The sequence below is a fragment of the Streptomyces sp. NPDC060232 genome (assembly GCF_042726555.1).
GTDB lineage: Bacteria > Actinomycetota > Actinomycetes > Streptomycetales > Streptomycetaceae > Streptomyces.
The window spans coordinates 452,282-478,428 of record NZ_JBHXAG010000001.1 but is presented as its reverse complement, the minus strand read 5'-3'; the positions used below and the strand labels follow the sequence as shown (position 1 = coordinate 478,428).

Here is a 26,147-nt window from a genome sequence, read left to right as displayed (position 1 = left end):
GCGCGCGGCCGGCGGACGGGGTTCAGCGGCAGGTCCAGCAGCCTGCCCAGCAGCCGGCGTGGGGCTGGACGGTACGGCGGCGGCCGAAGCCGCTGCCGGCCGTCTTCCCGGCGCCGCCCGTCGCGCGGCGGCCACGCTCATCACGGTCACGGTCACGGTCGCGGTCGCGGTCCAGGGAGGTCCGGTGGGCGTAACAGGCGATGACGACCGCGATCGCGGCCACTTCCTCCGGGGCGGCGACGCCCTTCTCCACACGCAGCAGGCTCGCTATCGGAACATCGTTCGACATCGGCACGGCCTCTCTCACGGGGGCTGCGCGTGCGCCCTGTCGCGTCGCGAGGGGCGGACCGGCTCGGCGTCGGCGCGGGCGGCACACGGGTGGCTCGGCGCGCTGACGGGACGTGTTCCGCATGCGCGAACCGGCCTGTGGGGTCCTGTCGAATCTCCAGGACTCCTGTCGCGACCGACGGTACAAGCGCCCGGCGGCCGCGGCACGCCGGGACGCCGGCACCCCGAGGGCTGCCCGGCGGGCTGCCCGGCGGGGCGCTCGTGAAGGGCCACCAGCCCCTGCTCTGCCGGGGGTGCGCCGGCCACCTGTACGCCGTCTGCACGACGGACCACACCGGCGGGAACAAGGTCGGGCAGTGGGAGGTCGACCACGAGATGCCCGTGTCGTGCCCGCTCGCGGGCCTGCTGCCGCTGACCGGCCGGGGCGTCTGCGTCCACGACCTGCCCGGCGCCGAGGAGGTGCTCGGCCCGCCGCGCTGAAACGGACGGCGCGTTGGGCCGACCGGGTGAGCCCGTCCGCCACGTGAGCCGCCGCGGCGGACGGGGCCGTGTCGCGCGCATCGCGTCGTATCTCGTGTCGGGTCGTGTCGTGGAACGGCCCGCCGCCCTCAGGGGCGGGCTACGCGCGAAACGGTCCCGGCACGGTCCGGAGGTCGTAGAGGTAGGAGCGGTCGTTCTTGAAACTGCGCCAGACGGTGGCCGGGGGTACGGGACCGTCGGCGCGGCCGTCGACGGGGTGCGCGGTGACGAGACCGCCGGAGATCTCGCAGTGCCAGCCCTCGGCCGCCGACCAGACACACCGCACGTTCCCGTCCGTCCGGCGGTAGGCCGGGCGCCCGTTGTGCTCGCCGTCGCGTTCGAAGTGGTGGCGGAGCCCGTCGCAATGGCGCACGAAGGTGAAGGATGCGAGTGCCGTCATGGTCGCAAGGGCGTGGTGCGGGACGCGGAAACGCGCCCGTCCGCGCCGCTCATCCCGCCCGCCGGGCGGCGGTCCCGGTCGGCCTGGTCCGCCACTGGTCCGCCGTCATCCGCCGGATGACGGTGATCCCCGATTCGCCGGGGGCGACCGGGCCTTCGGGTGGCCGTACGCGCTCGACCTCGGTGAATCCCAGGCGTCGGGCGACGGCCCCGCTGGCGTGGTTGGCGGCGTCGTGGTGGATCTCGATCCGGTCGATGCCCGGCAGTTGGAAACCCTGGGCGACGAGAGCCGTGCAGGCCATGGTGGCCAGGCCCCGTCCGGTCCAGGCCGGGTGGAGCCAGTAGCCGATTTCGAGACCGCCCGCTCCGATCCTGCGCATGAGGACGCAGGTGCCGATCACTTCGGCGTCCGAGGTGATCGCGTAGCCGTAGGCCTCCCCGGACTCCCACTTCTGCTGCATCTTGGTGAGGAAATCCGCGGTCTGCTGTCGGCCGGGGTCGGCCGCCCAGGGCATCCACGGCACCAGATGGTCGAGCGACTCGTAGATCGCCCGTTCCAGGGCGTCGAGATGACTCGTGCGCCATCGGTGCAGGTCAACCTGGTCTGAACTGAGGCTTTCGGCGGGTGGTTGCATACACTGCATGCTCTCTCGGCCCGGCCGCCGGCGACAACGCATTAACAATGCGGTCCGGCCCGGGACGCCGAGACCCGATCAGCGCTGCGCGGGGTGGTAGAGCGCGTGCACACGGGCCATGTCCACCGGCTCGTCCCCGGACAGCCGGAGGAAGTGTTCCACCTGCCAGGCCTGCGTACTGCCCGCCTGGCGGCTGGTGGTGGCCACCCACGGCGGATAGACGCGGAACGCCCGCTTCCCGCCCGAGCCGTTCGTCGACACGACACCCCGTTCGCGGAGCACGTCCCGCGGGAACACGAATTGCCCGAACCGCTCGCCCTCGCAGGTACTGATCACGAACAGGTCGACGGCATCCGCGGCGTCGAAGGGCCGGATCGGTCCGCCCGCGGACCTCTTCCACACCGTGACGAACTGGCCCGCCTTCGTCGGGGTCGTCCGCGCCACCCGGAACCTGACGGCGAGGCCGTCCACGGTGAATCCGCACGCCCCGTAGTCGGCGCTCTCCGCCTCGGGCACCGGCCGTGAGCACGTGAACCCACCCGGGTCGTACGCCAGTGTCTTCGCCCGCAACAGGTCACCGGGGATCCCCGGCTCGCACGGCCACGCTTCACGTTCCATCGCCATGCACCCATCCTGCCAGATTTCGAACGTGCGACCGAATTCATCCGGGGGGTCCGATCGCAGGGCGTCAGGCGGCCCGCCCGCGAGCAGGCGGTCGGGCCGCGGTCGGGTCGCGGTCGGGTCGCGGTCAGGCCGTCTTCCCGGCCAGGAAGCGGCGCAGCCTCGCCAGCGGCCAGGCGTTGACGACGTCGTCCGCCGTCAGCCAGCCGCGCTGCGCCGTCCCCACCCCGTAGCGCATGTAGGGCAGGTGCGTGGTGGCGTGGGCGTCGGAGTTCACCGCGAACTTCACGCCGTACCGCTTCGCCCGCAGGATGTCCTCGTCGCACAGGTCGAGCCGCTCGGGGTGGGCGTTGATCTCCAGAGCGGTGCCCGACCGTGCGCACGCCTCGAACACGGCGTCGAAGTCGGCGTCGATGCCCGGGCGTTTGCCGATCAGGCGGGTCGTCGGATGGCCGATCACGGCGACGTGCGGGTTCTCGCAGGCACGGATCAGGCGGCGGGTCAGTTCCCGCCGGCTCTGGTTGAAGCGCGGGTGGACCGAGGCCACGCAGAGGTCGAAGCCGGCGAGGAACTCGTCTGGCCAGTCCAGCGAGCCGTCCGGGCCGATGTTGAGTTCCGTTCCGTGCAGCAGCCGCATCCCGCGCTGCCTGCCGTCGAGTTCGCGCACCCGCTCGCGCTGGGCGAGGATCTTCTCTCTGGTCATGCGCTGCATGGAGAGGTCCGGCGCGTGGTCGGTGACCGCGTAGCAGGCGTATCCCCGGGCGGCAGCGGCGGCGACCATGTCCTCCAGCGGGGCGAGCCCGTCCGTGAGGTCGGTGTGGGTGTGGAGGTCGCCGCGGATGTCCTTCTCCGTGAGGAGGTCCGGCCGCGATCTCGCCGCGGTCCTCGCGCAGGGTCGGGGGTATCCAGGGCAGGCCGAGCCGTGCGTAGACGGCCTCCTCGGTCTCGGAGGTGACGCTCTCGCCGCTCTCGGCGTCGAAGAGCCCGTACTCGGAGAGCTTCAGACCCTGGCGCACGGCGAGTTCGCGGGTGCGGATGTTGTGCTCCTTGGACCCGGTGAAGTACTGCAGGCCCGCGCCCCAGGAGGCGGGTGGGAGGACCCTGAGGTCCACCTGGAGGCCCGTGGTGGTGCGTACGGAGGTCTTCTTCTCGCCGCGCGCGATGACCTCGGCGCTGTACGGGAGGGAGGTGAGGGTCTCCATGAACGGCGCCGACCGGCGCGCGGCCACCAGGATGTCGACGTCGCCGATGGTCTCCCGCATGCGGCGCAGGGATCCCGCGTACGTGCACCGGACGCAGCCGCGGACGGCGGACAGATCGGCGACGAGCTGTCGGCGGCGTCCATGGCGGCGCCGACGAGGATCCGGCCGGTCCGCAGGTATTCGAGGATCTTGTCGGCGACCGACCGGCCGACGCCCGGTATCTCGCGCAACCCCTCGGCGTCCAGGGTGGCGACGTCCTGCGGGTGGCCCCCGACGGCGCGGGCGGCCTTTTCGTAGGCGCGGGCCTTGAAGGCCTCCCCGCCCCGGATCGCGATGAGGTCCGCGTACTCCTGGAGCATCGCCTCGACCTGGTCGTTGGCTCGGACCGTGCCTCCAGGGTGCCCCGCGGGCTCCGGACGGGCACTCCGGACCGCCGCGCGGAGGCGGGCCCGGACCCTGCCCGGGCCGCGCCATGGCGGCCCCTGGTTTGGCCGACGGCAGCGGGGGCAGCCGCGTGACACACAGGCGAAGGCCCCGGAAATGGAGTGCGGACATGTCTACAACCACACTCGTAGTGGTGATCGTCATCGCGGCGGTCGTGGTGCTCGCGCTCATCGCGACGCTGTGGCTGTCGGCCCGGCGACGGCACCTGCGCGAACGGTTCGGCCCGGAGTACGAGCGCACCGTGCGGGAGGAGGGCGGCGCGAGGGCCGCCGAGCGCGACCTGCGGGCCCGCGAGCAGCGGCACGACCAGCTCGACATCAAGGAACTCCCCGCCAAGCGCCGGCGCGAGTACGCCGAGGCCTGGAGCGACGTCCAGGAGCACTTCGTGGACCGTCCGGAGAACTCCGTGGCGGAAGCGGACGAACTGGTCTCCAGGCTGCTGGACGAGCGCGGATACCCCACGGCGGGGTACGAGGACCGGCTGCGCGACCTCTCCGTCGAGCACGGGCGCACCCTCGACCACTACCGGGCCGCGCACGACGTCAAGGTGCGCAGCGGCGGTGGCGGGGCGACGACGGAGGAACTGCGCGGGGCGATGGTGCACTACCGCGCCCTGTTCGAAGAGCTTCTGACGGACCAGAGGAGTCGTTGACATGCGTATACGTGGAGACAAGGAGGCCCGGGACACCGAATCCGGTCCGACCACGGAAGACATCATGCATTCGGGTGAGGCCGAGGAACGGCAGGCGCCGGTATACCCGGGTGAGGCAACGTCCGAGCGGACGGCGGGCCTGGGGACCGAGGACCCGGCCGGGACGGCTCGGACGGCCGAGACGGCAGAGACGGCCGACAGGGCCGGGACGGACGGGCCGGCCGCCCGGGCCGACGCCCCGGGCCAGGTCGGCGCCGACACGGAGGAGCCGCTGCTCGGCACGACGGAGACCGAGGAGTACCGCAGGAAGTGGAGCGAGATCCAGGGCCGGTTCGTCGACGATCCGCAGGACGCCGTGAGGTCCGCGGACACCCTGGTGGCGGAGGTCATGCAGGCCCTGGCCGGCAGCTTCTCCACGCGCAAGCAGGGGCTGGAGGGCCAGTGGAGCCGTGGTGAGCAGGTGGCGACGGAGGACCTGCGCGTCTCGCTGCAGCACTACCGCTCGTTCTTCAACCGGCTCCTCAACACCTGAACCAACCCCGCATCACCGTCTGCACCACCAGGTGAGCACCACGTCCCGGACGACGCCGCACGTCACTCGGCGTCGTCCGGGACGTGTATGTCCAGCACGCACATGTCGTCGAAGTTGCTCGCCCGCTGCGCCGCCAGCGTGCGGGCGAGCTCGCCGCCCACACCGTCCCGCAGCAGCTGCAGAGCGGTGTTCGCGAGTCTGCCCAGTCCCAGGTCGATGTCCTCACCCGGCTGCTCCACGAGCCCGTCGGTGTAGAGCAGGAGATGGTCGCCGGGCTGGAGGTCGATGACGGCCTGCCCGTACACGGAGTCGCGGGCGGCGCCCAGGAGGCAGCCGTCGGGCTGAGCCAGGAAGTCGGCCCGGCCCCCTCGGATCAGCAGCGGCGGCAGGTGTCCGGCCCGCGCCCAGGTCAGGCGGCGGACATCCGGCTGATAGCGGCCGATGAACATGGTCGCCGTGGCGGACGGTTCCGAATCGGTGTGCAGCAGGAGGTTGTTGAGCCGGCGCAGGACGTCGAGGAGGGCCGAGCCGGTGGTGGCCATGCCCTTGGCGGTGAACCTCAGCTGTGCCATGGTGCCGACGGCGGCCAGGCCGTGGCCGGCCACGTCCCCGACGACGAAGAGGGCGCTCCTGTCGGGCAGTTCGACGGCGCTGTACCAGTCGCCCCCGACGTTCACCCCGCTGTCGGAGGGCACGTAGGCCACCTCGACGCACAGCCCCGCGAGTTCCACGGACTGTTCGGGGATCGGCAGCAGGGTCGCCTGGAGGCGGGCGGCGAGCGCGCGTTCGGCTTGCAGCATGCCGGACTGGACCAGGACGGCCCGCTCGCTCTCGCGCCGGGCGTGTTCGGCGTCGCGCAGCGCGGTGACGTCCTGGAAGAACCCGTGCACCTCGACGGGCGTGCCGTTGGCGTCCGCCTGGGACTCGACGACGATCCGCAGGTGCCGTACGCCGTCGGCGGTGCTGATCCGGAACTGCTGGTCGACGGCCCGTTGTCCCAGTCGCAGCAGCCGGTGGACGGCGGCGGCCATGCGCGGCTGGTCGTCGGGCAGGACGTGGCGGGGCAGCTCCTCCAGCTCGATCGGCCCCAGCGCGGGATCCCGGTCGAAGATGGCGTAGACGTGGTCGGACCACGTGATGCGGTCCGTCGTCAGCTGCCAGCCGACCCAGCCGAGGTTGCCCAGGCGCTGCATGTCGGTCAGCCTGCGGGCCTCGCGCTCGCTGATGTCGTGGCGGATCCAGGAGACGACCAGGCGCTCTCCGAGCCGCGTCGCCCGGACCGAGTACACGGTCTCCTGGGGGAACCCGGCGCCCACCTCCTGGTAGGTGAAGGGCTCGCCCTCGTACACGGTTCCGGTGGCGAGGGTGTCCTCGTAGCCCTCCCACAGCGCGGTGCCCGCCACGGTGGGGTACGTCTCCAGGACCCGTCGGCCCACGAGTTCCTTGCCCCGGCGTCCCCGCACGTCGACGGATTCCGGCGCGGCCGCGTCGATCCGGTAGTCCTCGATCCCCCCGGTCGCCGAACGCAGGGGGGTGAGCAGGACGGCGGGCCCGGACAGCACGTCCAGGATCGCCTGGACGGACGCGACGTCGTCGGGGACGGTGGTCTCCGCGGCGCCGTCGCCGCGTTGCCCGCCGTTGCGCAGCTGGGCGGCGCACAGCCGGACGGCCTGGCACAGCACCGTACGGGTGTCCTTGGCGAAGGGGCCCGGACGGCTCCGCATGAAGCCGATGGCGCTGCGCACGCGTCCACCGGACGGTACGGGGATCCAGGCGCGGGACGGCCACTGTCCGGGGTGATCGCCGATCAGCAGGTAGCGGCGGGCGTCCGTCGCCGGGTCCTCAAGCCATACGGCCTGTCTCGCGGCGACGGCTTCGAGGGCGGCGACACCGCTGAGCGGGGGTACGTGGCTCCACTGGTCGGCCAGCGACTCGGCGATGCCGGCGTGGCCCGTCAGCTCCAGGCTGCCGGCGGGCGTCACGCTGTAGATCATCACGGCGTCGACGCCCACCGGCTCGCCCAGCACGACACGCAGCAGTTCCGCGATGTCCGCCTCGTGGTCGGCCTCGGCGAGGCCTTCGGCCAGCCGGGGCAGCAGTGCCCGCAGGCTTTCGTCGGCCGGCGCGGCGACGGCGTCGCTCCCGGTCCGGGCGGCCGGCTGCGCCGGTTGCCGCCGCTGCCCGGTCCCGCCCGGCGCGGACGCCGTCGCGGGCGGCACGGCGGCTCTGGGCGTCGGCCTGGACCGGACCTGGCCCAGGGTGAGCCAGCACTCCTCCATGAGGGTCCTGCCCCACCGGGTGCCGCGCGCGAGCAGCGTCTCGTAGGCCTCCTCGGCGGAGACCCCCGTCTGGGCCATCAGCACGCCCTTGGCGCGCTCCACGACGGCGGTGGCCGCGGCGATGCCCTGCAGGTCCGCGATCTCCGACCGCAGCCTGGCCACCACCTTGGCCAACGCGAGCACCTCGGGTGAGGCGCCTTCGTCGGGAGGCACGACGTCGTGCGTCATACCTTGAGGATGGCACGCCGGTGCCGGGGTACGCGCCCGCCTACGGGCCTCGGCGCCCGCGGCCCCGCGGGAAGGGCGCGGCCCGCCGAGTTACCCTCGGAGAAGCCGTGAAAGGGATGGTGCGCATGTGTCGGTGGCTCGCCTACTCGGGTACGCCTGTCCTGCTCGACACCGTGCTCTACCGCCCCGAGCACTCGCTGATCAACCAGAGCCTGAAGTCCCGGATGGGTGTGGAATCGACCAACGGCGACGGGTTCGGTCTGGGCTGGTACAGCGCGGACGGCAACGGCACGCCCGCGGTCTTCCGTGACATCGGCCCCGCCTGGAACAACCGGAACCTCCAGGAACTGGCCGCACACGTCCGCTCGCCGCTGTTCTTCGCACATGTCCGCGCTTCGACCGGTTCGGCCATCCAGCAGACGAACTGCCACCCGTTCCGCCACGGTCGCTGGCTGTGGATGCACAACGGGGCGATCGGGGACTTCGCCCGGCTCCAGCGCGATCTGTGCATGGCCGTCGACCCGGCCCTCTTCTCGAGCATCGAGGGGTCCACGGACTCCGAGGTGATGTTCTATCTCGCGGTCACCTTCGGGCTCGACCAGGACGTTCCCGGCGCGGTGGCGCGGATGGCGGGCCTCGTGGAACGGCTCGGCAAGGAGCACGGCGTGGCGGAGCCGCTGCAGATGACGGTGGCGGTGAGCGACGGCGAGACCGTATGGGCCTTCCGGTACTCCAGCCAGGGGAAGTCCCGGTCGCTCTACTACAGCAGCAGGGCCGACACGGTCCGGGACCTCTACCCGGAGCTGGACTACCTCAGGGAGGTCTCCGACGACACGCGCATCGTGGTCTCCGAACCGCTGGGAGACCTGCCGGGCGTGTGGAACGAGCTCCCCGAGAGCAGCTACGCGGTCATCCCGTCCGGTCCGGACGCGGACTACCTCCCCTTCATCCCGGAGTTCTAGTGCGGTGAGCCTCGGCGGTCACAGCCAGCGGGCCCGGGCCCCCGAGTGAGAGGGGATCCGGCGGGTAGGCGAAGCACAGGAGGAGGGCCTGAAGGACGGCAACACCGCCTCGGGCGGCCGGTCGCAACCGGTCGCCGGCGGCGCCCACCCTCACCGAAAGGACCCCAGATGTCACTGGCCGTGTCCACATCGGCGCCCCACCCCGGGAGCCGGACCCTCGCGCCCCTCGGATCGGGAGGCAGCCATCTCGCCGCGGCCGTCGTGCCGACCATGGGCGTGGAGGAGGAGTTCCTGCTCGTCGACCGCCGCAGCAGGGCCCCGGTGGGGCGCGCGGCAGAGGTCATCGGGGCCGCTTCGGGCAGACTCGGACCGCTGGTCCAGCCGGAGCTCTTCACCGCCCAGGTCGAGTCGTGCACGAGCCCCACGTCGAGCACGGCCGTGCTGCGGGCCGAGCTGGCGTGGCTGCGGGCCGAACTGGTCCGGGCGGCGGATGCGCACGACTGCCTGCTCGTCGGGACCGGCACCGCGGTGATACCGCCGGAGCATCCGCTGGCCCTCACCCCGGACGAGCGCTACCGGCGCATGGCGGTCCGCTTCGCGTCCGCCATGGGAGGCTACGACCAGCCGGTCTGCGGATGCCATGTCCACATCGGCGTGTCCTCCCGGGCGGAGGCCCTGGACCTGGCCAACCGGATCCGGCCCTGGCTGCCCACCCTGCAGGCCCTCAGCGCCAACTCCCCCTTCGACCGCGGCAGGGACAGCGGCCATGCCAGCTGGCGGGCGGTCGAACACGCCCGCTGGCCCACGGTGGGGCCCGCTCCCTTCCTCGACGAGGCCTCGTACGAGCGCATCGCCCACGACCTGGTGCAGTGCGGGGCCCTGCTGGACCGGCGGATGATCTACTGGTACGCCCGCCCGTCCGAGCACGTGCCGACGCTGGAGATCCGCGTCGCCGACGTGAACGCCCGCCTCGACACCGTCGTCCTGCTGGCCGCGCTCGTCCGCGGGCTGGCCGGCGTACTGCTGCCGGAGGGCGACGAGGGCAGGCCGCCGCCGTACCTGGAGTGCGGGCGGCTACGGGAAGCGCACCGGCTCGCCGCCGTGCACGGGCTGTGCGGCGAAGGCCTCGATCCGGTCGGCGGGGCCCGCGTCCCGGTGTGGGACATGCTGGACCGGCTGCGCGAGCGGGCCGCTCCGGGACTGGCCGCGGCCGGCGACCTCCTCCTGGTGGACACCCTGCTCGACCGGCTGCGCGCGGAGGGCGGCGGGGCGGCCCGGCAGCGCGCCGCCCATGCCCGGCGCGGAAGGCTGAGCGACGTGGTGGACAGCCTGGCGAGGACGACCGCGGCCGTGTGAGAAGACGTGTGAGACGAGAGGGAAGGAACTGTCATGGACGACCAGGGCGGCGCAGGCGGAGTACCGCTGCACCACGACGACGACGAAGCCCGGCGCCGGGCTCCGCACGCAAGGCCGCATGCCCGGAAGCCGCGCAAGGACGACGGCACCACCCGGGCCGCGGACACGGACGAGGCGAGCCGCCTCGACCGGCCGGTGGAGTCCGGCGGGCCCGGCGCGGCCACCCGCTGGACGGGGCCGGACGACGACCGGCCGGCCACTCCCCGACGAGCGCCCTGAGGAGGCCGGAGTGAACCGGAGCCACAGGCCGCCCACGGGCCGCGCGCCCACCTTCCTGGCCATCTACCTCAACGACCACCTGACCGGCGCGAACGGCGGCGTCGAGTTGCTCCGCCGGGCCGCCGCGGCCCATCAGGGGGGCGTCCTGGGCACCTCGCTGCGGTCGCTGGGCGAGCAGGTGGCACAGGACCGGCAGAGCCTGCTCACCCTGATGGCCGATCTCGACGTCCCCGTCATGCGGGCCAGGGCCGCCCTCGGCCGGATCGCCGAGAGGATGGGCCGGCTCAAACTGAACGGCCGGGTCCTGTCCCGGTCCCCGCTGAGCGACGTCCTGGAGCTCGAAGCGATGCGCCTGGGCGTGGAGGGCAAGGCGGCCTGCTGGCGTTCCCTGCGGAGCCTGGCGCGCACCGACCCGCGGATCGACGTCGCCCAGATCGAGGAGCTCATCGGCCGGGCCGAGCAGCAGATCCGCGCCCTGGAGGCCATGCGCAGCGCCTGCGCGTCACAGCTCTTCGCCCGGGAGGCGCGCGGCCGGGCCGCGACCCCACACGCCGCGGAGGCCGTGTGGCGCCGCGGCCACCTGCGCGGCCTGCCGGGGACCGGCCCGACCTGACCGCCCTCGGGCCCGGCCCTCCGACCCGGCCACCCACCTGCGCCGCCTCAGATCCGCCCCCGGGACCGCGCGAAGCGGCGGGCGGCCTTCGGGTCCGAGGCGAGTGGGGCGGTGTCCATGCCCGCGCCTCTCGCCCGCCGGTGCCCGCTGCGTCGTCATCGTGTCGGCTCCTCTTGCGCAGGACGGTCATGGAGGCGTGTCCCGCCGGTCGTGCCGGGCCAGGGGGTCCTGCCCGATCGACACGGCCCGCCCGGGCTCGCAGAGCGCCTACCCGTGCCGCCGCACCGCATGCGCGGGCCGGGGCGGCCGGGCCGGGCCCGCGCGGGAGCGCGAACGCTCCGGCATGCTGGGCGTGAGCCGGTCTTTTGTGGGGAGGTGCCTGAGTGCCCCTCCCGCCCGGCTCCCGGGGCGGGCGCAGGCACTGGCACACGTACGGGTACAGAGAGGCGAGAGCCGTGACCGAGAAGGACATCTGGGCCTACCACGAGGACTCCGGCCACCACAGCGGCATCGATCTCGTCGGCTACAAGGTCGAAGCCACCGACGGCCACATCGGGAAGGTCGACGAGCACTCCGCCGACTTCCGGGCCTCCCACATCGTCGTCGACACGGGCGTCTGGATCTTCGGCAAGCACGTCCTCCTGCCGGCGGGCACCATCGAACGCATCGACACGGCCGAGGAGAAGGTCTACCTCGGCCTGACCAAGGAACAGATCAAGAACGCGCCCGACTACGACGCGGCCAAGTACGCGGGCGAGCCCAACTTCATGGACCGGTTCGGCCACTACTACGGCCAGTCCCACATGTAGGGGCGCGCATGAGGTACGTGAGTCCTGGCAGGGAGTACGCGCGGGACAGCCGCTATCTCACCACCCGGATCACCGCCGACGGGCGCGACGGCTTCCCCGTGGAGCCCGGCCGTTACCGGCTGGTGGTGGCCCGGGCCTGCCCCTGGGCGAGCCGGGCCGTCATCGTACGGCGGCTCCTCGGGCTGGAGGGGGCGCTGCCTATGGCCGTGGCGGGTCCGACGCACGACGACCGCAGCTGGACCTTTGAGCTGGACCCTGGCGGACGCGACCCCGTGCTCGGCATCGAGCGGCTCCAGGAGGCCTACCTCGCCCGCGATCCCGGCTACGACCGGGGTATCACGGTGCCGGCGATCGTCGACGTGCCGACCGGGCAGGTGGTCACCAACGACTTCGCGCGGATCACGCTCGACCTGTCGCTGGAGTGGTCGGCGCACCACCGTGCGGGTGCCCCCTACCCCTACTCGCGGGCGCTGCGGCCGGAGATCGACGCCGTGAACGAGGTGGTCTACGAGGAGGTCAACAACGGTGTCTACCGGGCCGGTTTCGCCGGGTCCCAGCAGGCCTACGCGTCGGCGTACGAGCGCCTGTTCGCGCGCCTGGACCTGCTCGCCGAGCGGCTCGCGGCGTCCCGCTACCTGGTGGGCGACACCATCACCGAGGCGGACGTCCGGCTGTTCACCACCCTCGTACGCTTCGACGCCGTCTACCACGGACACTTCAAGTGCAACCGGCGCAAGCTCTCGGAGACTCCGGTCCTGTGGGCGTACGCGCGGGACCTCTTCCAGACGCCCGGCTTCGGCGACACCGTGGACTTCGACCACATCAAGCGGCACTACTACCTGGTCCACGACGACATCAACCCGACCGGGATCGTGCCGGCCGGCCCGGACCTGTCCGGCTGGCTCACGCCCCACGGCCGGGAGGCGCTCGGCGGGCGCCCCTTCGGCGACGGAAGCCCGCCCGCGCCGGTGAGCGCCGAGGAGAGCGTGCCGGCCGACCACACACCGATGCCCTCCTGACGCCTTACGGTGATCACCCGTTACCCTTCTGTTCGACCTGGCCGTCCCTTTCGATCTTGCCGGGCCCGCCTGTGGACCATGGAGGAAAGTCACGTGCCCGAACCGCGTTCCGGCAGCCGCCCCACTCTGGAGGCCGTCGCGGCGCTCGCGGGCGTGTCGAGGGCCACGGTCTCCCGCGTGGTCAACGGCGGCGACGGGGTCCGCCCGCATCTGGCCGACCGGGTGCAGACGGCGATCCAGGAGCTGGGCTACATCCCGAACCACGCGGCGCGCACGCTGGTCACCCGGCGCACCGGCGCCGTCGCGGTGATCATCCCCGAGCCCGAGGCCCGGGTCTTCTCGGATCCCTTCTTCTCCCGTCAGATACGCGGCATCAGCAAGGAGTTGACCGCGCACGACACCCAGCTGGTGCTGCTGCTGGTGGAGGACCACGGCGACTACGACCGCATCGAGCGGTACCTGGCCGGCGGCCACGTCGACGGGGCGCTCGCCTTCTCCCTGCACACCGACGATCCGCTGCCCGCCATCGCCGGCCGCCTCGGCATGCCCACGGTCTACGGCGGCCGTCCCGGCTGGACCGCCGGGCCCGGGGAGCGGGACAGGGTGACGTACGTCGACGCGGACAACCGCGAGGGCGCCCGGGAGGCCGTACGGCACCTGCTGGCGCAGGGGCGGCGGCGGATCGCGCACATCTGCGGCCCGCTCGACCAGACTTCGGCGGCCGACCGGCTGAGCGGCTACCACGACGTGCTGCCCGCCGCCGGGCCCGAGCTGGTCGCCGTGGGGGACTTCACCGCGGCGGGCGGGGCGCACGCGATGGCCGAACTGCTGGACCGGGACCCCTCGATCGACGCGGTGTTCGCCGGCAACGACCTGATGGCGACCGGTGCGCTGCGCGTGCTGCGGGAGCGCGGCCGGACGGTCCCCGGTGACGTGGCGGTGGTGGGCTTCGACGACGCCGAGCCGGTGGCGGAGAGTGCCGACCCGCCGCTGACGACGGTGCGCCAGGACATCGAGGGCATGGGGCGGATGATGGCGCGGCTGCTGATGGAACGGCTGGGCGACGGCCGCGAGGGCCGCAACGCGCCGAGCCCGGTGATAACCGAGACGGCTCTGGTGCGGCGCGCGTCGGCCTGACGCGGGGCCCGCGCGGCGGGCGCGGGCCCCGGGTCCCGTCCGGTCAGCGCGCGGGGCACTGCTTCCAGGAGAAGTGGTAGACGCTGTTGATGCTCCCGTCCGTGGAGTCGAGTGCCATGAAGCTGGTCTTCGACGGGTCGGAGGTGCCCACCTCCGCACGCAGTTCGGTGTTGATGTTGAAGTTGCGCTGCTCGCCGCAGGGCGACCAGGCCAGGGCCTCGATGCCGGTGGTGTCGGTGGCCTGCCAGTTGTCGTCGAGGGCGCCGTCGAACCGGTGGGTCCGGTAGGCGGTCTGGCTCATGCCCTGGAAGTAGTAGCTGGCCTTCTGCGTGCCGATCGCGCCCGGCTGGAGGCTGCCGAAGCCCCGGTAGTCGACCTGCGCGATGGCGTAGGTGTAGCCCTGCGGGACGTGCACGACGAGGGACAGCAGACAGTTCTTGCGGCCCTCGACGGCGGGGGCGCCGCCGCCGGCCTGGGCCAGGTACTCGCTGTAGGTGACGGTGAAGGCCGAGTTGTCGGGTGACACGGCGACGGTGGCGCTGCCGGGGCGGCAGCCCGATCCGTTGACCGTGGCGACGTCGACGGTCACCTGGTCGAGGGGGGCCGAGGCGGAGGCCCCGGCGGAGGGGCTGAGCGTGACGAGCGTCGCGGTCACGGCGGCTGCGGTGAATCCGGTACGGAGCGATTTGATCACACCGATATGGATAGCCGTCCGCCGCGGGCGGGGCCGGCCGACGGGTACGCGGTCTCACCTCGACGGCCGAAACGATTCACCGCAGAAACGATAAATCGCCAGATATCGACCGGCCGAACGGCCCCAAGGCGCCGCCGGAAAGGACCGATCGGGCCCGGTCGCACCTGTTCCACCATGCGCTCTGTCCTAATATCACCGGGTTCCTTCAGGTCATCAGCGGGCTCCGGCGTCGGCCTCGGCGCGGGCCCTCCTGCGGTGAGGAGTCCCATGTCCCGCGCATCCCGGTCCGCCGTCCTGTCGGTGCTTGCCCTCGCCGCAGCCCTGGCCGTACCGGCGGCCGGGACCGCACCTGCCCGTGCGATGGTCCACCACGCCGGCGACGAGGCCGTCGTTCTCGGCGAGGACCACGCCCGCGCCCACGCCCGGCTGCGCCAGGCCGCCCAGGGCACCCGGGGATATCCGCAGTCGAAGCGGACGGCCGGCCTGGCCGCGCTGGAGAAGTCCCAGCGCGAAGCCAACGCCCGCTTCGACCCGGCCCGGTTCGGCCGCTTCGCGCAGTTCTTCCCGTCACCCGACTTCGGCGTCCACGTGGCCCTGCTGCCCACGGGCAAGGTGCTGCTGTTCTCCTTCGAACGCGTCGAGGCCGACCCCACGAAGGAGACCGGGCCGACGAACACCGTCGGCCGGACCAACGCCGGCCGCGCCTGGCTCTGGGACCCCGCCAGGGGGACCGGGGCCCGCGCCTTCAAGAACGTGCCGCCCCCGGTGGTGCTGATGCCCGACGGCACCTACGCCCCCCGCCCGGCGCCGTTCTTCTGCGCCGGGCACTCGTACCTGCCCAACGGGATGGTCGGCGTCTTCGGCGGCAACGTCGGCGGCAAGGGCGGCAGCGGCGCCAAGCTGTCCTTCGTCTTCGACCCGTGGACCGAGACGTGGTTCCGCAACCGCGACATGTCCGTCGGCCGCTGGTACCCCTCCGTCGTGACCGGGGCCGACGGCCGGCAGATCATCATGTCCGGCCAGTCCGAACGCGGCACGGGCACCCCCACCCCGGTGGTGGAGCGCTTCCCCGCGCTCGGGCACCGCGTGCCCTGGCGGCCGTACGACATCCCGGCCGGTGTCCCCGCCGAGCGGCTCCGCGCGGACGCCCCCTTCCGCAACGACTATCCGCACCTCTTCTCGCTGCGCGACGGGATGATCTACGGCCTCGGCCGCGACGCCGACCAGCAGTGGCTCTTCGACCCGGTCAGGGACGTACGCAGCGACCTGCCGCGGCGGCCCGCCGACTTCCGCGGCTACGGCTCGGCCGTGCCGCTGCCGGCCGGCTTCCGGGGACCGGACTCCGTGCTGGTCCTCGGCGGCGACCCGCGCGACCCGCACACGTACCGGCTGTCCGGCGGGCGCTGGACCACCGAGGAGCCGAGGGCCTTCGGACGCACCCAGGACGGCACCCTGATCCTGCCGGACGGCACGCTGATCACCGTGAACGGGGCCCTGGACACCCGGGACTACGGCCATGGCCCGTTCAATCCGAAGGCGGACCTGAAGTACCGGCAGATCGAGCTGCGCGACACGCGGGGCCACTGGAGGCTGGGGCCCGCCCAACGGCTGCCGCGCGGCTACCACTCCAACGCCCTCGTCCTGCCGGACGGCCGGATGATGGTCACCGGCGACGAACTCCAGCAGATCGCCAACGACCCCGACATCAAGGACGGGATGGACGGCAGCATCGAGCTGTACGAGCCGGCCTACCTGCACCGGGGCGCCCGGCCGGCCCTCGACCGGGTCCCGGCGGGCGACCTGCGGTACGACGCGGCCTTCCACGTGTCCAGCTCGACGGCGAAGGACGTCAGGCGCGCCGTCCTGCTGGCGCCGACCACCGTCACCCACTCGGTGAACACCAGCCAGCGCCACCTGGACCTGCGCCTCACCGGCGTGCAGGGCGACCGGATCGGGCTGCGGACCCCGCCGGGCGCGGCCGATGCCCCGCCCGGCCACTACATGCTCTTCCTGCTCGACGCGAAGGGCGTGCCCAGCACCGCGAAGTGGATCAAGATCGGCGTCCGCTGAGCCGCGCCCGGCGGGCACCCGGCGGGGTGGGTCGGTCAGCAGCGGGGGATGCCGGGGGCCGGGTCGGCGCCCACGTTCACGTTGCCGCCCCACATCCACACGTTGCTGTAGATGTGGCCGATGTCGTAGTCGATGACGGTGCCGAAGTACCAGACGTCCGTGGTGTATCCGCCCGCGGTGACGCGCTGACCGCGGGTGTAGCACGCGACGCCGGCCTCGGTCACCTCTGTCGTGGTGCCCCAGATCCGGCTGCTGGTGTTGGGGGCGTCGCGCAGATTGCTGTGGGCCTGCACGGTCGTCGCGTAGCCGCTGGTACCGGAAGGCGCCGCCCCGGCCGTCCCGGCGGTGCCGAGGAGGGAGAGAGCCGCGCCGAGCGCCAGTCCCGTCGCCGCCAGCCTGGTGGATCGCTGCGCCATTGTTTTCCCCTCTGTCATGAACGCTTGCCGTTCGTCTCTACGACGGGAGGGGCGGTGCGTCCGTATGACCGTGTCGCGGGCCACCTCCACGGATTCCTTTCCGGTCAGAACGTGCAGTCGCTGACGTGCGCCAGGTGCTCGTCCCCCGTGATGTACACGTTGTTCACCCAGCCCCACGGTCCGCTCGGTGACTTCACGTACGTCCACCACCGGCTGCTGTAGCCCGAGTCGCTGATGGGCTCTCCCTGCTTCTGGCAGTAGGCGGTCACGGTGGTCCGGGACACCGTTGCCACGACCTGGCAGTTCTGTCGGGAGGGAAAGGTCTTGCACGTTTCGAAGGGGACTCCCGAGTCGGCGTTGCGGACGTTGACTCCGGTCGCCCACACGTGGACCTCCGTGAAGTCCATCGCCGCGGCCCCGGCCGCGGCGGGCCGCACGGTCGCCGCCGGCTGCCCGGTCGCCGAAGCGGTCGCGGGACCGGCCAGCGCCGCCGCGGCGACGAGGAAGGCCGTGGTCAGCGCTCGGAGCGTGCGTGGTGACGTGTTCGTCATGGTGGGGGCCTCTTCCGGCAGTGGTCGCGGGCGGCGGGTGCCGCGCCGTTCACACCGGCGACGGGGGGTGGTCGCCTCTCGTATGAGTGCCGGTGCCTGGCGGGCCGATTGCCCCGGCGTACGGTGGCTGCCTCAGTGCCCCGGGGCGTCCCCCGGTTCCGGGAGTTCCAGCGCTTCGCGGGTGGCGAGCCGGCGGAAGACCTCGTACGCCTCCTGTTCGAACTCGCGTGCCGTTCCGGTCCGGCCCTGGGCCCGTGCGGCGCCGGCCAGGTCCCGCAGGGTGCGTGCACGCCACAGCGGCAGTTGCAGCTTGTCCCACAGTCCGAGGGCCTGCCGCAGGGTCCCGGTCGCCGTCTCCCAGTCGGACGCGGCGAGATGCCACTCGCCGATGGTGCGCAGGACGAGGGCTTCGCCGAACATGTCCTGCCGCTGGCGGGTGATCTCCAGACACCGGTCGAGCCGCTGACGGGGCTCGGTCATCCGGCCCTGCCGGAACTCGACCTTGGCCAGCGACAGGCTCGCGTACATGACGCCGTAGGCGTCGTCCGTCTCCTCGAAGATGCCGAGGGATTGCCGCAGCAGGACCTCCGCACCCGCCAGATCACCCCGCGCCCGGTGACACAGGCCCAGTGAGCGCAGCGCGAGCGCCTCGCCGTGCCGATCCCGGGCGGTGACGTACAGGCGGTGGGCGCGGGAGAGTGCCTCCCACGCCTCGTCGTCGCGGCCCTGCTCCCGGTGGACGAACCCGATGCCGTACAGCACATGGGCCATGGACGAGATGTCCTCCGGCTCCCGGTACTGTTCGAGCGCCGAGGTCAGCAGGGGCAGCGCCTCGTCGAAACGTCCCTGTTCGCGGCGGGCCGCGCCCATGCCGGCTCGCGCGTCCGCGCAGCCGGTGCGTACGGACCGCTCCTCGAACAGACGCAGTGCCAGGGCGAAGAACGCGTACGCCTCGTCGAAGCGGTCCTGCTCCAGGCGGAGTTGGCCCAGACCGTTCAGCAGCCAGGCCTCGCCCTCGACGTCCCCGCCCCGACGTACCGCCGCCAGGGCCACGTCGTGGGAACGGGACCATGCGTCGAACTGGTTGTAGAGGGCCACGGAGGCGGCCATGAGGGTGGCGGCGAGTTCGCGGGCGGCGTCGAACATCCCCTGGTCCGCGCAGTGGATGACGGCGGCCAGCAGACACGGCTGCTCGGCGGCGAACCATGCGGCCGGCTCGTCCGTCAGGTGGGCCGGCGGCTGCGTCGGCGGGACCGGCCGGGCCGATACCCGTGTCGGCCCGCCCGAGACCCCTGGCGATCCGTCCGCGCCCCCTTCCGACCCGTCCGCGCCCCGCCGCGCACCGCCGGCAGCGCTGACGGGGAGGAGCCGTGACGCGCCGCCCGGGCCGTGTGCCGCGGCGACGCGGGCCATGTTCAGCCAGCGGTCGACCAGTCTGCGAACCGCCGTCTCCCGTTCCTCCCGGGCCTCGTCGGCCAAGCAGCGCTCCCGGGCGTACTCGCGCGCCAGGTCGTGGATCCGGTAGCGCGTCCTGCCCGTCTCGTCGGTGCCCACGACCTCCACGAAGTGGCAGTCCACGAGGCGTTCGACCGCGTCCTCCGCGTCGTCCTCACCCACGTCCAGGAGCGGCCCGGCGACCCACGCGGCGAAGTCGGGCAGGTCCATCAGGGCCAGGCGGCGCAGGGCGCGCTGCTCCTGCCCGTCCAGGTCCGCGTAGCCCATACCGAGGCTCGCCCGCACTTCCAGGTCGCCCGCCTGCAGTTCGTCCAGCCGACGGCGCTCGTCCCTCAGGCGCGCCACGAGTCGCGCCGGTGTCCAGTGGGGGCGGGCGGCGAGGCGGGCACCGGCGATACGGACGGCGAGCGGAAGCCGACCGCACAGCGCGACGATCTCGGCGGCCCGGTCGGGATCCAGCGCGGGCCGGGTCGGCCCGGCCACGCGGGCCAGCAGGTCCAGTGCCTCCGTTTCGGACGGCACCCCCAGATCGAGGTGGGCGGCGCCCTCCAGCGCGACGAGCCGGCGGCGGGCGGTGACCAGCACGGCCGAGCCGCCGCCCGGCGGGAGCAGCGGGCGCAGCAGGGCCTCGCTGACAGCGTTGTCGAGGACGAGCAGGACCCGGCGGCGCGCGATGTGCGTGCGGTACAGCCCGAGGAGGTCCTCCTCGGGCTGTACTGCGGTCTCCGTCCCCACCCCGAGGGCGCGCAGCAGTCTGGCCAGGGCGTCCGGGGTCCGTACCGGCTCGGAGTCCGAGGCACGCAGGTCCACGAAGAGCTGTCCGTCGGGGAAGAGGGCGGCGGCGCGATGGCCCACGTGGACGGCCAGGGCGGTCTTGCCGGTGCCCGACCGGCCGGAGATCACCCCGATGGGCGGCGCGGTGCGCAGCGGGTTGCGCACCTCCTCCAGCAGTGCGGTCGCCCAGGCGGTCTGTTCGCTGCGGCCTATGAAGTCAGCTGCATCGGGGGGAAGTTGGGTGGGCGCGGGATGTCCGGTGCCGCCGTGGGACCGCTCGGCACGGCGGATTGCCGGTGTGTCCCCACCCGAGCGCGGGAGAGCCACCGCCGGTGCGGGGACGGTTCCCTGCCCGGCGCGCGCGGCTCTTCGGGCAGCGGGCGCTCCCAGCACCGTCGTGTCCGCCCGGAGCAGGGCCTGGTGCAGCGCGCGCAGTTCCGGGCCGGGGTCCGCGCCCAGTTCCGTACGGAGCAGCCGGCGGCCCTCGTCGTAGCAGCGCAATGCGTCGGGCATCCGGCCGGTGCGGAACAGGGCGGTCATCAGCTGGCCGCGCGGGCGCTCCCTGAGAGGGTGGGCGGCGACATGGGCGACGAGTTCGGAGACGAGATCCGTACGACGGTCCAGGTCCAGTTCGGCGGAGAAGCGGAACTCCTGTGCCTCCAGTCGGAGTTCCGTCAGGCGCATGGCCTCGACCCGGGCGAAGGACTGACCGAGCCCTTCCAGGGCGTCCCGGCCGCGCCACAGGCGCGACGCCGCTTGCAGGATCTCGACGGCCTCCTCGGCCCGCCCGTCGAGGGCCGCCTTCCGGCCGGCTGCGAACGCCTTCTCGAAACAACGGGCGTCCACGGCGGCGGGCGCGAACTCGGCGACATAACCCGGGGTGCGGGTACGGATGGCCTCCGCGCCCTCCGTACCGGCCAGGGCCCGGCGCAGTCCGGAGACGTGCGACGCGACGACCCCCCGCGCGGTGGCGGGCGGCTCCTCCTCCCAGACCAGATCGACCAGTCGCTCGACGGACAGCACCTCACCGAGATGCACGACGAGAGCCGCGAGGATCGCGGTCGGTTTGGCGCCCTTCAGCGCGATCCGGTGTCCCCCGCTCAACACCTCGACCGGACCCAGAAGGCAAACGTCCACCGTGTCCCCCGATTCCACGTTCCGCATCCGGGGACAACGTGTCGGCCCCCACTGAGGTTTACGCCCGACACCGGACTCCGGTTTCAGGGATGACCGATGTGGCGCACGGGTGACCGAAACCCGTCAGGTCTACCGATGCCGGTGGCCCGTTCCCGGCGTTGCATACGTCCTGCAGAGGATCTGCATCGATCCTGCAACGCCCGCCTCGACGCTGTGAGCGTGACGGACATCATCCTGCTCTCGGACCCCCGGGTCGCCGCCACGCGTGTCACCGACAACGGTGAACCCCTGGTCGACGCCCGGGAGGTCGCCGCACTGCGGGTCGACGCGCGGAAGACCGACCACGACGGCTCGTACGCGCATCTGCGCGCCGACGTGCTGCGCCGGCTCCTGCTCGCACAGGAGGCGCTGCCCCCGGGCATCCGCCTGCTGATGGTGGAGGGCTTCCGGCCGCCCGCCCTGCAGCGCCGCTACTTCGACGAGTACGCGGCGACGCTGCGCACGGCGCATCCGGACGCCGCACCGGACCGGATTCGCGAGCTGGCCAGCGCGTACATCTCGCCCCCGGAGGTCGCCCCGCACGTCAGCGGCGGTGCGGTGGACCTGACGCTGTGCACCGACGACGGCGCCGAACTGCCTCTCGGTACGGAGGTCAACGCCACTCCCGAGGAGAGCGGGGGCGGCTGCCGCACCGCCGCGCTCAATGTCGGCACCGACGCCCGTGCCAACCGGGCGGCGATGGGCCGCGCCATGACGGCCGCGGGGTTCGTCAACTACCCGACCGAGTGGTGGCACTGGTCGTACGGGGACCGGTACTGGGCGCTCCTGACCGATGCGCCGGCGGCCAAGTACGGTCCCGCCTCGCTGAGCCCAACCACAGACTGAGACAGCCGGCCCCGGGGGGACACCGTGGAGAACACCCGCATCGCAACGCCGACGACCACGTCGTCCGAGACTTCCGAGACCACGACGCCGAGCGCGAGCACGACGGCATTCACCGACCACATGACCACCGCCGAGTTCGACGAGGCGTTCACCGCCGTGATGCCGAGGCTGCGGCGCCGACTGCTGGCCCTGACCGGCAATCCGCACGACGCCGACGACCTGCTGCAGGAGACGTACCTGAGACTCTCCCGCCGGGCACGCGCCCACACCCTGACGCGTCAGCAGCAGCCGTACGCCTACACCTGCGCGGCGGCGCAGAACCTGCTGCGCGATCGGTGGCGGCACCCCTCGCGCCAGGAGCGCTGCACCGACCGGCTGCCGGAACGCGGCTGGGACGGCGGCTTCGCCGGCAGGGAGGCCGAGGCGGTGACGGCCGCGCTGCTGCGCGGGCTGTCCCCCAAGGAGGCGGCGGCCGTGATCCTGGTCGACATCGAGGGCCTGACCCACGACATGGCGGGGGAACGGCTCGGCGCACACCGCGGCACGGTGCAGCGCAACCGTATGCGCGGCCTCGCCAAGATCCGCGCCGCGCTCGCCACATAGGAACCGGACGCCGCCGACCCGTACAGCACCTGCGCACATCGCACCGACCACCCGAGGGGGAACCCATGCACCGCTCCAACCGCACACTCGCGACGGCAGGAGGGCTGCTGCTCGCCACCGCGTTGACCTGTACCGGTACGGCGATGGCCGCCTCATCGCCGGTCTCCTCGGCGGCCGCGGCCGCCGCCTGCCGTCCCCTGGCGGACGCGCCCGCCCAGGCACAGGCGATCGTCAACGCCGCGTGCTCACAGATCGGGGTGCCGTACTCATGGGGTGGCGGTTCCGTCCACGGGCCGACGTACGGTCAGGACTATCCCGGCGGCGGCCCCGGCGCCCACGACAGCCAGGTGAGGGGCTTCGACTGCTCGCACCTGGTGCAGTACGCGGCCTGGCAGGGAGCCGGCATCGCCCTGCCCGAGGGGACGTGGAACCAGGCCCGGTGGAGCGGCGCCACCGCCCGGTTCACCGGCGCCCAGGGGACCGCCCCGTTGCAGCCGGGCGATCTGCTGCTGTGGGGGTCGGACCCGGCCAACCTCGGCAGCGTCCACCACATCGCCGTCTACCTCGGCAACGGCAAGATGGTCGAGGCCCGGGAGTCGGGGACGCTCGTGATGGTCAGCGACGTACGGCTGAACTCCCAGTACGCGGGCGCCCTGCGCATCGCCGGCACCGGGCAGCCGCCCGCGGACACCAAGCGGTTCATGACCTGGGGCACCGATGTGAGCCTGCGTCCCGATCCCGGCACCCAGCGGCCTCCCGTCGCCCGGCTGCCCGGCCCCACGGCCGTGGACGTGCTGTGCCAGGTACACGGGGAGATGGTCACCGCCGAGGGCTACTCCAACGACGCCTGGTCGTACCTGCCCCAGTACAAGGCATGGATCTCGAACATCTACATCAACGACCCGGCGGCCTGGCTGCCCGGGGTTCCCAACTGCTGACCCACCGCATCCCTCACGCCTCACCTATCCCTCATATCGCCTATATCGCTCACAGAGGAGATTCCGCCATGCGCGCACTCAAGCGCACCACGTCCATCGGCATGCTCGTCGCCACGGTCGCCGCGGCCGGGCTGGTCCCGCTCGCGGCCGGCCAGGCGGCCGCCGCCCCGCCCGCCAAGGCCGCCGGCTACGCCGGTTCCTGCCCGACGGCCGGCACGGTGACCCAGGGGTGGCACTCCGGCCACGACGGCGTCGACATCGCCAACAGCCTGGGTACGCCGATCCACTCCACCGGGCCCGGCACCGTCATCGTCTCCGGCACCGCCAGCGGCTACGGCCAGTGGATCCGCATCAAGCACGACGACGGCACCGTCACCGAGTACGGCCACATGTACGAGCGTCTCGTCTCCGTGAACCAGCGGGTGAGCAGCGGTCAGCTGATCGCGCGCATGGGCTCCGAGGGCCAGTCCACGGGGCCGCACCTGCACTTCGAGGCGCACGCCTCCACGGCCAGCACCCGGGGCATGGACCCCGTCGCCTATCTGGCCGCGCGCGGTGTGAGCCTGCCGTGCACCCCGGGCAGCGGAACGCCCGGCACGAACTTCACCACCTGGGGCACATCGGTCCGGGTGCGCGCCGACGCCCGGCTGGGCGCGGCGGTCGTGCGCACGCTGACCGGGCCGACGCCGGTCTACGTGCAGTGCCAGAAGCGCGGCGACACGGTCACCGCCGAGGGCTACACCAACGACGCCTGGTCCTACATCCCGGCGCTCGGCGGCTACGTCTCCAACATCTACATCGACCACCCCGCCGCCTGGCTGCCGGGGGTGGGCACATGCTGACCGCCGCTCACGCCGCTACGAGCGGTGCCGCGGCGGTGGCTCTGGCCGCCGCGCTGCTCCTCTCCCCCGGCCTCACCTCGTCCGCGCGGGCCGCCGACTCGGCGCCCTGCACCCCCGACCGGAACTACCCGGGCACGTTCCTGTGCCCGATCTGGGGCTCGAACGTCAATCTGCGTTCCGCCCCCGATCCGCAGGCCCCGGTCACCTCCACGTCGCCCGCCGGCGGCGTCCTCAGGGTGCAGTGCCAGGTCAAGGGCGGCCGTGCGACCTACGGCGGCTACTGGCACACCTGGTGGGTCAAGACCCCGGCGGTGGGCATGGCCCCGTCCGCATACATGAGCGAGATCTTCCTCGTCGGAGGCGGCAACGACGAGCCGGACTCGGGTCTGCCGAACTGCTGAACGACGGCCCGCACCGACCGGATGCCCCCGGGACCATGCCAGGCCCGGGGGCATCCGGCGTTCCGGCTCTCGTTCCGGCTCTCGTTCGGGCTCTCGTTCGGGCTTCATACGGCGCGGGGCGCGCCCCCGTCCTGCGTGGGGGGCGGGCGACGCGTCTCCGGCTCCACCGCCACCACCAGCTCCACTTCCCTCTCCACCGATCCCGAGGACGACCATGATGACCTTGAGCAGCACACGGAGCGCGGTGCGGGCGGCCGGGCTGACCGCCGCCCTCGCCGCGCTCCTGTGCACCACCGCGACCACCGTCTCCGTCGTCGCCGCCGCCGAGGCCCCGTCGGCGCGCCCGGCGGCGGTTCAAGCCGACGTGCCTGCCGGGGTGACGGCGGGCGTCGCCGTCTTCGACCGCCAGACCGGCACCTTCACCGAACAGCTGAACACCGCCGCACAGTTCAGGTCCGCGTCGGTGGTGAAGCTGCTGATCGCCCTGGACGTGCTCTGGAACCGCAGCCCCGACGCCCTGTCGGCCGCCGACCGGGCCCGGATCGACACCATGCTGCGCGGCAGCGACGACACGGCTGCGAGCACGTTCTGGTCGAACAACGGCTCGGGGGCGATCGTCGACCGGATGGTCACCCGGCTCGGCCTGACGGACACCGCCCGGCCGCCGTCCACCCACCCCGGCTACTGGGGCTACACGGCTCTCTCGGCCCGTGACACCGTGAAGATCTACCGCTATCTGCTGGACTCCGCCCCGGCGGCGACACGCGACTACCTCCTCGGTGACCTGCGGCAGTCCACCCGCTGCGCCGCCGACGGCTACGACCAGCACTTCGGCATCGCCGGCTCCTTCAACCGCCCCTGGGCCGTCAAGCAAGGCTGGTCGGGCTTCAGTTCGGGCGGCTGCACGGCACCGACCGCGAAGGCCGCCGAGGCCGCCGGGGAACCGGCGGGAACGGCTGCCCGGACGTCGGCGGGCGCCGAGGTCGTGGACCTCTCCCGTCCGGCACTGCACACGACGGGCGTGGTGGGCGCGGGCGACCGTTCCATCGTGGCGGTCTTCACCCTGCACCCCGGCGGAACGTCCTACGGCAAGGCCTACACGGACATCGGGCGGCTGACCCGTTCGCTGAACGTCCCCGGCGCCTCCCGCCCCGCCGGTACGTGGATCGGCACCTGGGGCAGCGGGGTCCGGGTCCGCACGCAGGCGACGACCACCTCCGGCGCGATCACCACGCTGCCCGCGGGAGTCGAGGTCCTGGTCGGCTGCCAGAAGCGCGGGCAGCAGGTCAGCCAACCGCCCTACGTCAACGACTGGTGGGCGCAACTGCCGCAGTACGGCGGCTACATGACCAACATCTATCTCAGCGTGCCGGAGAACCAGGTGCCCGGAGTGCCGGTCTGCTGACC

At 72.7% G+C, this 26,147-nt stretch carries 26 protein-coding genes and 1 pseudogene; 17 read left to right on the top strand and 10 right to left on the bottom strand.

Annotated features, from left to right (window positions below):
• Positions 1-22 precede the first annotated feature (22 nt).
• Positions 23-289 carry an acyl-CoA carboxylase epsilon subunit gene (locus tag ACFWFZ_RS02110; protein WP_387115204.1) on the bottom strand — a complete coding sequence of 89 codons (267 nt, stop codon included), beginning with the start codon at positions 287-289 and terminating at the stop codon, positions 23-25.
• Positions 290-549: 260 nt separating this feature from the next.
• On the opposite strand from ACFWFZ_RS02110, the gene ACFWFZ_RS02105 reads away from it, so the two are divergent.
• A complete protein-coding gene (locus tag ACFWFZ_RS02105; protein ID WP_031157523.1) occupies positions 550-768 on the top strand; it encodes a hypothetical protein in 219 nt (72 codons plus the stop codon).
• Positions 769-907: 139 nt separating this feature from the next.
• On the opposite strand, the gene ACFWFZ_RS02100 is transcribed toward ACFWFZ_RS02105, so the two are convergent.
• From ACFWFZ_RS02100 to ACFWFZ_RS02085, 4 genes and pseudogenes are all read right to left on the bottom strand, one after another.
• Positions 908-1,207, bottom strand: a complete 300-nt coding sequence (locus ACFWFZ_RS02100; protein WP_387115201.1) for a hypothetical protein — start codon at positions 1,205-1,207, stop codon at positions 908-910.
• 49 nt (positions 1,208-1,256) lie between these two features.
• Positions 1,257-1,841: a GNAT family N-acetyltransferase gene (locus tag ACFWFZ_RS02095; protein WP_387115198.1), complete on the bottom strand. Its 585-nt coding sequence runs from the start codon at positions 1,839-1,841 to the stop codon at positions 1,257-1,259.
• A 78-nt stretch (positions 1,842-1,919) separates the two neighbouring features.
• The gene (locus ACFWFZ_RS02090) at positions 1,920-2,465 is read right to left on the bottom strand and encodes a MepB family protein (protein WP_387115196.1); all 546 of its coding nucleotides are present in this window, start codon (positions 2,463-2,465) and stop codon (positions 1,920-1,922) included.
• Between the two features lie 124 nt (positions 2,466-2,589).
• A pseudogene (locus tag ACFWFZ_RS02085) lies at positions 2,590-4,023 on the bottom strand (PHP domain-containing protein).
• Between the two features lie 194 nt (positions 4,024-4,217).
• On the opposite strand from ACFWFZ_RS02085, the gene ACFWFZ_RS02080 reads away from it, so the two are divergent.
• Together ACFWFZ_RS02080 and ACFWFZ_RS02075 are read left to right on the top strand one after the other, a co-directional pair.
• Positions 4,218-4,760, top strand: coding sequence for a hypothetical protein (locus ACFWFZ_RS02080; protein WP_387115193.1), 543 nt, complete (start codon positions 4,218-4,220; stop codon positions 4,758-4,760).
• Position 4,761: 1 nt separating this feature from the next.
• Positions 4,762-5,292, top strand: coding sequence for a hypothetical protein (locus tag ACFWFZ_RS02075; RefSeq protein ID WP_387115190.1), 531 nt, complete (start codon positions 4,762-4,764; stop codon positions 5,290-5,292).
• A 62-nt stretch (positions 5,293-5,354) separates the two neighbouring features.
• Here the strand turns inward: ACFWFZ_RS02075 and ACFWFZ_RS02070 are convergent, their stop codons facing one another.
• Positions 5,355-7,799 (bottom strand): SpoIIE family protein phosphatase, encoded by a 2,445-nt coding sequence (locus ACFWFZ_RS02070; RefSeq protein ID WP_387115187.1) that lies wholly within the window; start codon positions 7,797-7,799, stop codon positions 5,355-5,357.
• Positions 7,800-7,924: 125 nt separating this feature from the next.
• Here ACFWFZ_RS02070 and ACFWFZ_RS02065 point away from each other — a divergent pair, with 125 nt between their 5' ends.
• From ACFWFZ_RS02065 to ACFWFZ_RS02035, 7 genes are all read left to right on the top strand, one after another.
• Positions 7,925-8,761: a class II glutamine amidotransferase gene (locus ACFWFZ_RS02065; protein WP_387115184.1), complete on the top strand. Its 837-nt coding sequence runs from the start codon at positions 7,925-7,927 to the stop codon at positions 8,759-8,761.
• A 168-nt stretch (positions 8,762-8,929) separates the two neighbouring features.
• Entirely contained in the window at positions 8,930-10,117 is a 1,188-nt protein-coding gene (locus ACFWFZ_RS02060) for a glutamate--cysteine ligase (RefSeq protein WP_387115182.1), read from the top strand.
• Between the two features lie 33 nt (positions 10,118-10,150).
• Positions 10,151-10,396: a hypothetical protein gene (locus ACFWFZ_RS02055; protein ID WP_387115180.1), complete on the top strand. Its 246-nt coding sequence runs from the start codon at positions 10,151-10,153 to the stop codon at positions 10,394-10,396.
• A 10-nt stretch (positions 10,397-10,406) separates the two neighbouring features.
• Positions 10,407-11,009 carry a hypothetical protein gene (locus ACFWFZ_RS02050; protein ID WP_387115177.1) on the top strand — a complete coding sequence of 201 codons (603 nt, stop codon included), beginning with the start codon at positions 10,407-10,409 and terminating at the stop codon, positions 11,007-11,009.
• Between the two features lie 455 nt (positions 11,010-11,464).
• Positions 11,465-11,818 (top strand): PRC-barrel domain-containing protein, encoded by a 354-nt coding sequence (locus ACFWFZ_RS02045; RefSeq protein WP_387115174.1) that lies wholly within the window; start codon positions 11,465-11,467, stop codon positions 11,816-11,818.
• An 8-nt stretch (positions 11,819-11,826) separates the two neighbouring features.
• Positions 11,827-12,837, top strand: a complete 1,011-nt coding sequence (locus ACFWFZ_RS02040; protein WP_387115171.1) for a glutathione S-transferase family protein — start codon at positions 11,827-11,829, stop codon at positions 12,835-12,837.
• A 93-nt stretch (positions 12,838-12,930) separates the two neighbouring features.
• Positions 12,931-13,974 carry a LacI family DNA-binding transcriptional regulator gene (locus tag ACFWFZ_RS02035; protein ID WP_387115168.1) on the top strand — a complete coding sequence of 348 codons (1,044 nt, stop codon included), beginning with the start codon at positions 12,931-12,933 and terminating at the stop codon, positions 13,972-13,974.
• Between the two features lie 43 nt (positions 13,975-14,017).
• Here the strand turns inward: ACFWFZ_RS02035 and ACFWFZ_RS02030 are convergent, their stop codons facing one another.
• Positions 14,018-14,668 carry a DUF4360 domain-containing protein gene (locus ACFWFZ_RS02030; RefSeq protein ID WP_387115166.1) on the bottom strand — a complete coding sequence of 217 codons (651 nt, stop codon included), beginning with the start codon at positions 14,666-14,668 and terminating at the stop codon, positions 14,018-14,020.
• A gap of 267 nt (positions 14,669-14,935) precedes the next feature.
• Here ACFWFZ_RS02030 and ACFWFZ_RS02025 point away from each other — a divergent pair, with 267 nt between their 5' ends.
• A complete protein-coding gene (locus tag ACFWFZ_RS02025) occupies positions 14,936-16,738 on the top strand; it encodes a galactose oxidase-like domain-containing protein (protein WP_387115163.1) in 1,803 nt (600 codons plus the stop codon).
• Positions 16,739-16,773: 35 nt separating this feature from the next.
• Here ACFWFZ_RS02025 and ACFWFZ_RS02020 read toward each other — a convergent pair whose 3' ends face one another.
• The 3 genes from ACFWFZ_RS02020 to ACFWFZ_RS02010 all read right to left on the bottom strand — a co-directional run bounded on the left by ACFWFZ_RS02020 (position 16,774) and on the right by ACFWFZ_RS02010 (position 21,041).
• Positions 16,774-17,154, bottom strand: coding sequence for a hypothetical protein (locus tag ACFWFZ_RS02020; RefSeq protein WP_387115158.1), 381 nt, complete (start codon positions 17,152-17,154; stop codon positions 16,774-16,776).
• A 104-nt stretch (positions 17,155-17,258) separates the two neighbouring features.
• A complete protein-coding gene (locus ACFWFZ_RS02015) occupies positions 17,259-17,705 on the bottom strand; it encodes a hypothetical protein (RefSeq protein WP_387115155.1) in 447 nt (148 codons plus the stop codon).
• 132 nt (positions 17,706-17,837) lie between these two features.
• The gene (locus ACFWFZ_RS02010; protein WP_387116266.1) at positions 17,838-21,041 is read right to left on the bottom strand and encodes a BTAD domain-containing putative transcriptional regulator; all 3,204 of its coding nucleotides are present in this window, start codon (positions 21,039-21,041) and stop codon (positions 17,838-17,840) included.
• A 249-nt stretch (positions 21,042-21,290) separates the two neighbouring features.
• Between ACFWFZ_RS02010 and ACFWFZ_RS02005 the strand changes: the two genes are divergently transcribed.
• The 6 genes from ACFWFZ_RS02005 to ACFWFZ_RS01980 all read left to right on the top strand — a co-directional run bounded on the left by ACFWFZ_RS02005 (position 21,291) and on the right by ACFWFZ_RS01980 (position 26,145).
• Positions 21,291-21,956 (top strand): M15 family metallopeptidase, encoded by a 666-nt coding sequence (locus ACFWFZ_RS02005; RefSeq protein WP_387115151.1) that lies wholly within the window; start codon positions 21,291-21,293, stop codon positions 21,954-21,956.
• 24 nt (positions 21,957-21,980) lie between these two features.
• Positions 21,981-22,559: an RNA polymerase sigma factor gene (locus ACFWFZ_RS02000; RefSeq protein WP_387115148.1), complete on the top strand. Its 579-nt coding sequence runs from the start codon at positions 21,981-21,983 to the stop codon at positions 22,557-22,559.
• A gap of 65 nt (positions 22,560-22,624) precedes the next feature.
• Entirely contained in the window at positions 22,625-23,497 is an 873-nt protein-coding gene (locus ACFWFZ_RS01995) for a C40 family peptidase (RefSeq protein ID WP_387115145.1), read from the top strand.
• Between the two features lie 68 nt (positions 23,498-23,565).
• Positions 23,566-24,339, top strand: a complete 774-nt coding sequence (locus ACFWFZ_RS01990; RefSeq protein WP_387115142.1) for a M23 family metallopeptidase — start codon at positions 23,566-23,568, stop codon at positions 24,337-24,339.
• Entirely contained in the window at positions 24,333-24,740 is a 408-nt protein-coding gene (locus ACFWFZ_RS01985) for a hypothetical protein (RefSeq protein ID WP_387115139.1), read from the top strand. Before ACFWFZ_RS01990 ends, ACFWFZ_RS01985 begins: the two co-directional genes overlap by 7 nt.
• Positions 24,741-24,957: 217 nt before the next feature.
• Positions 24,958-26,145, top strand: a complete 1,188-nt coding sequence (locus ACFWFZ_RS01980; protein WP_387116263.1) for a hypothetical protein — start codon at positions 24,958-24,960, stop codon at positions 26,143-26,145.
• Positions 26,146-26,147: the final 2 nt, after the last annotated feature.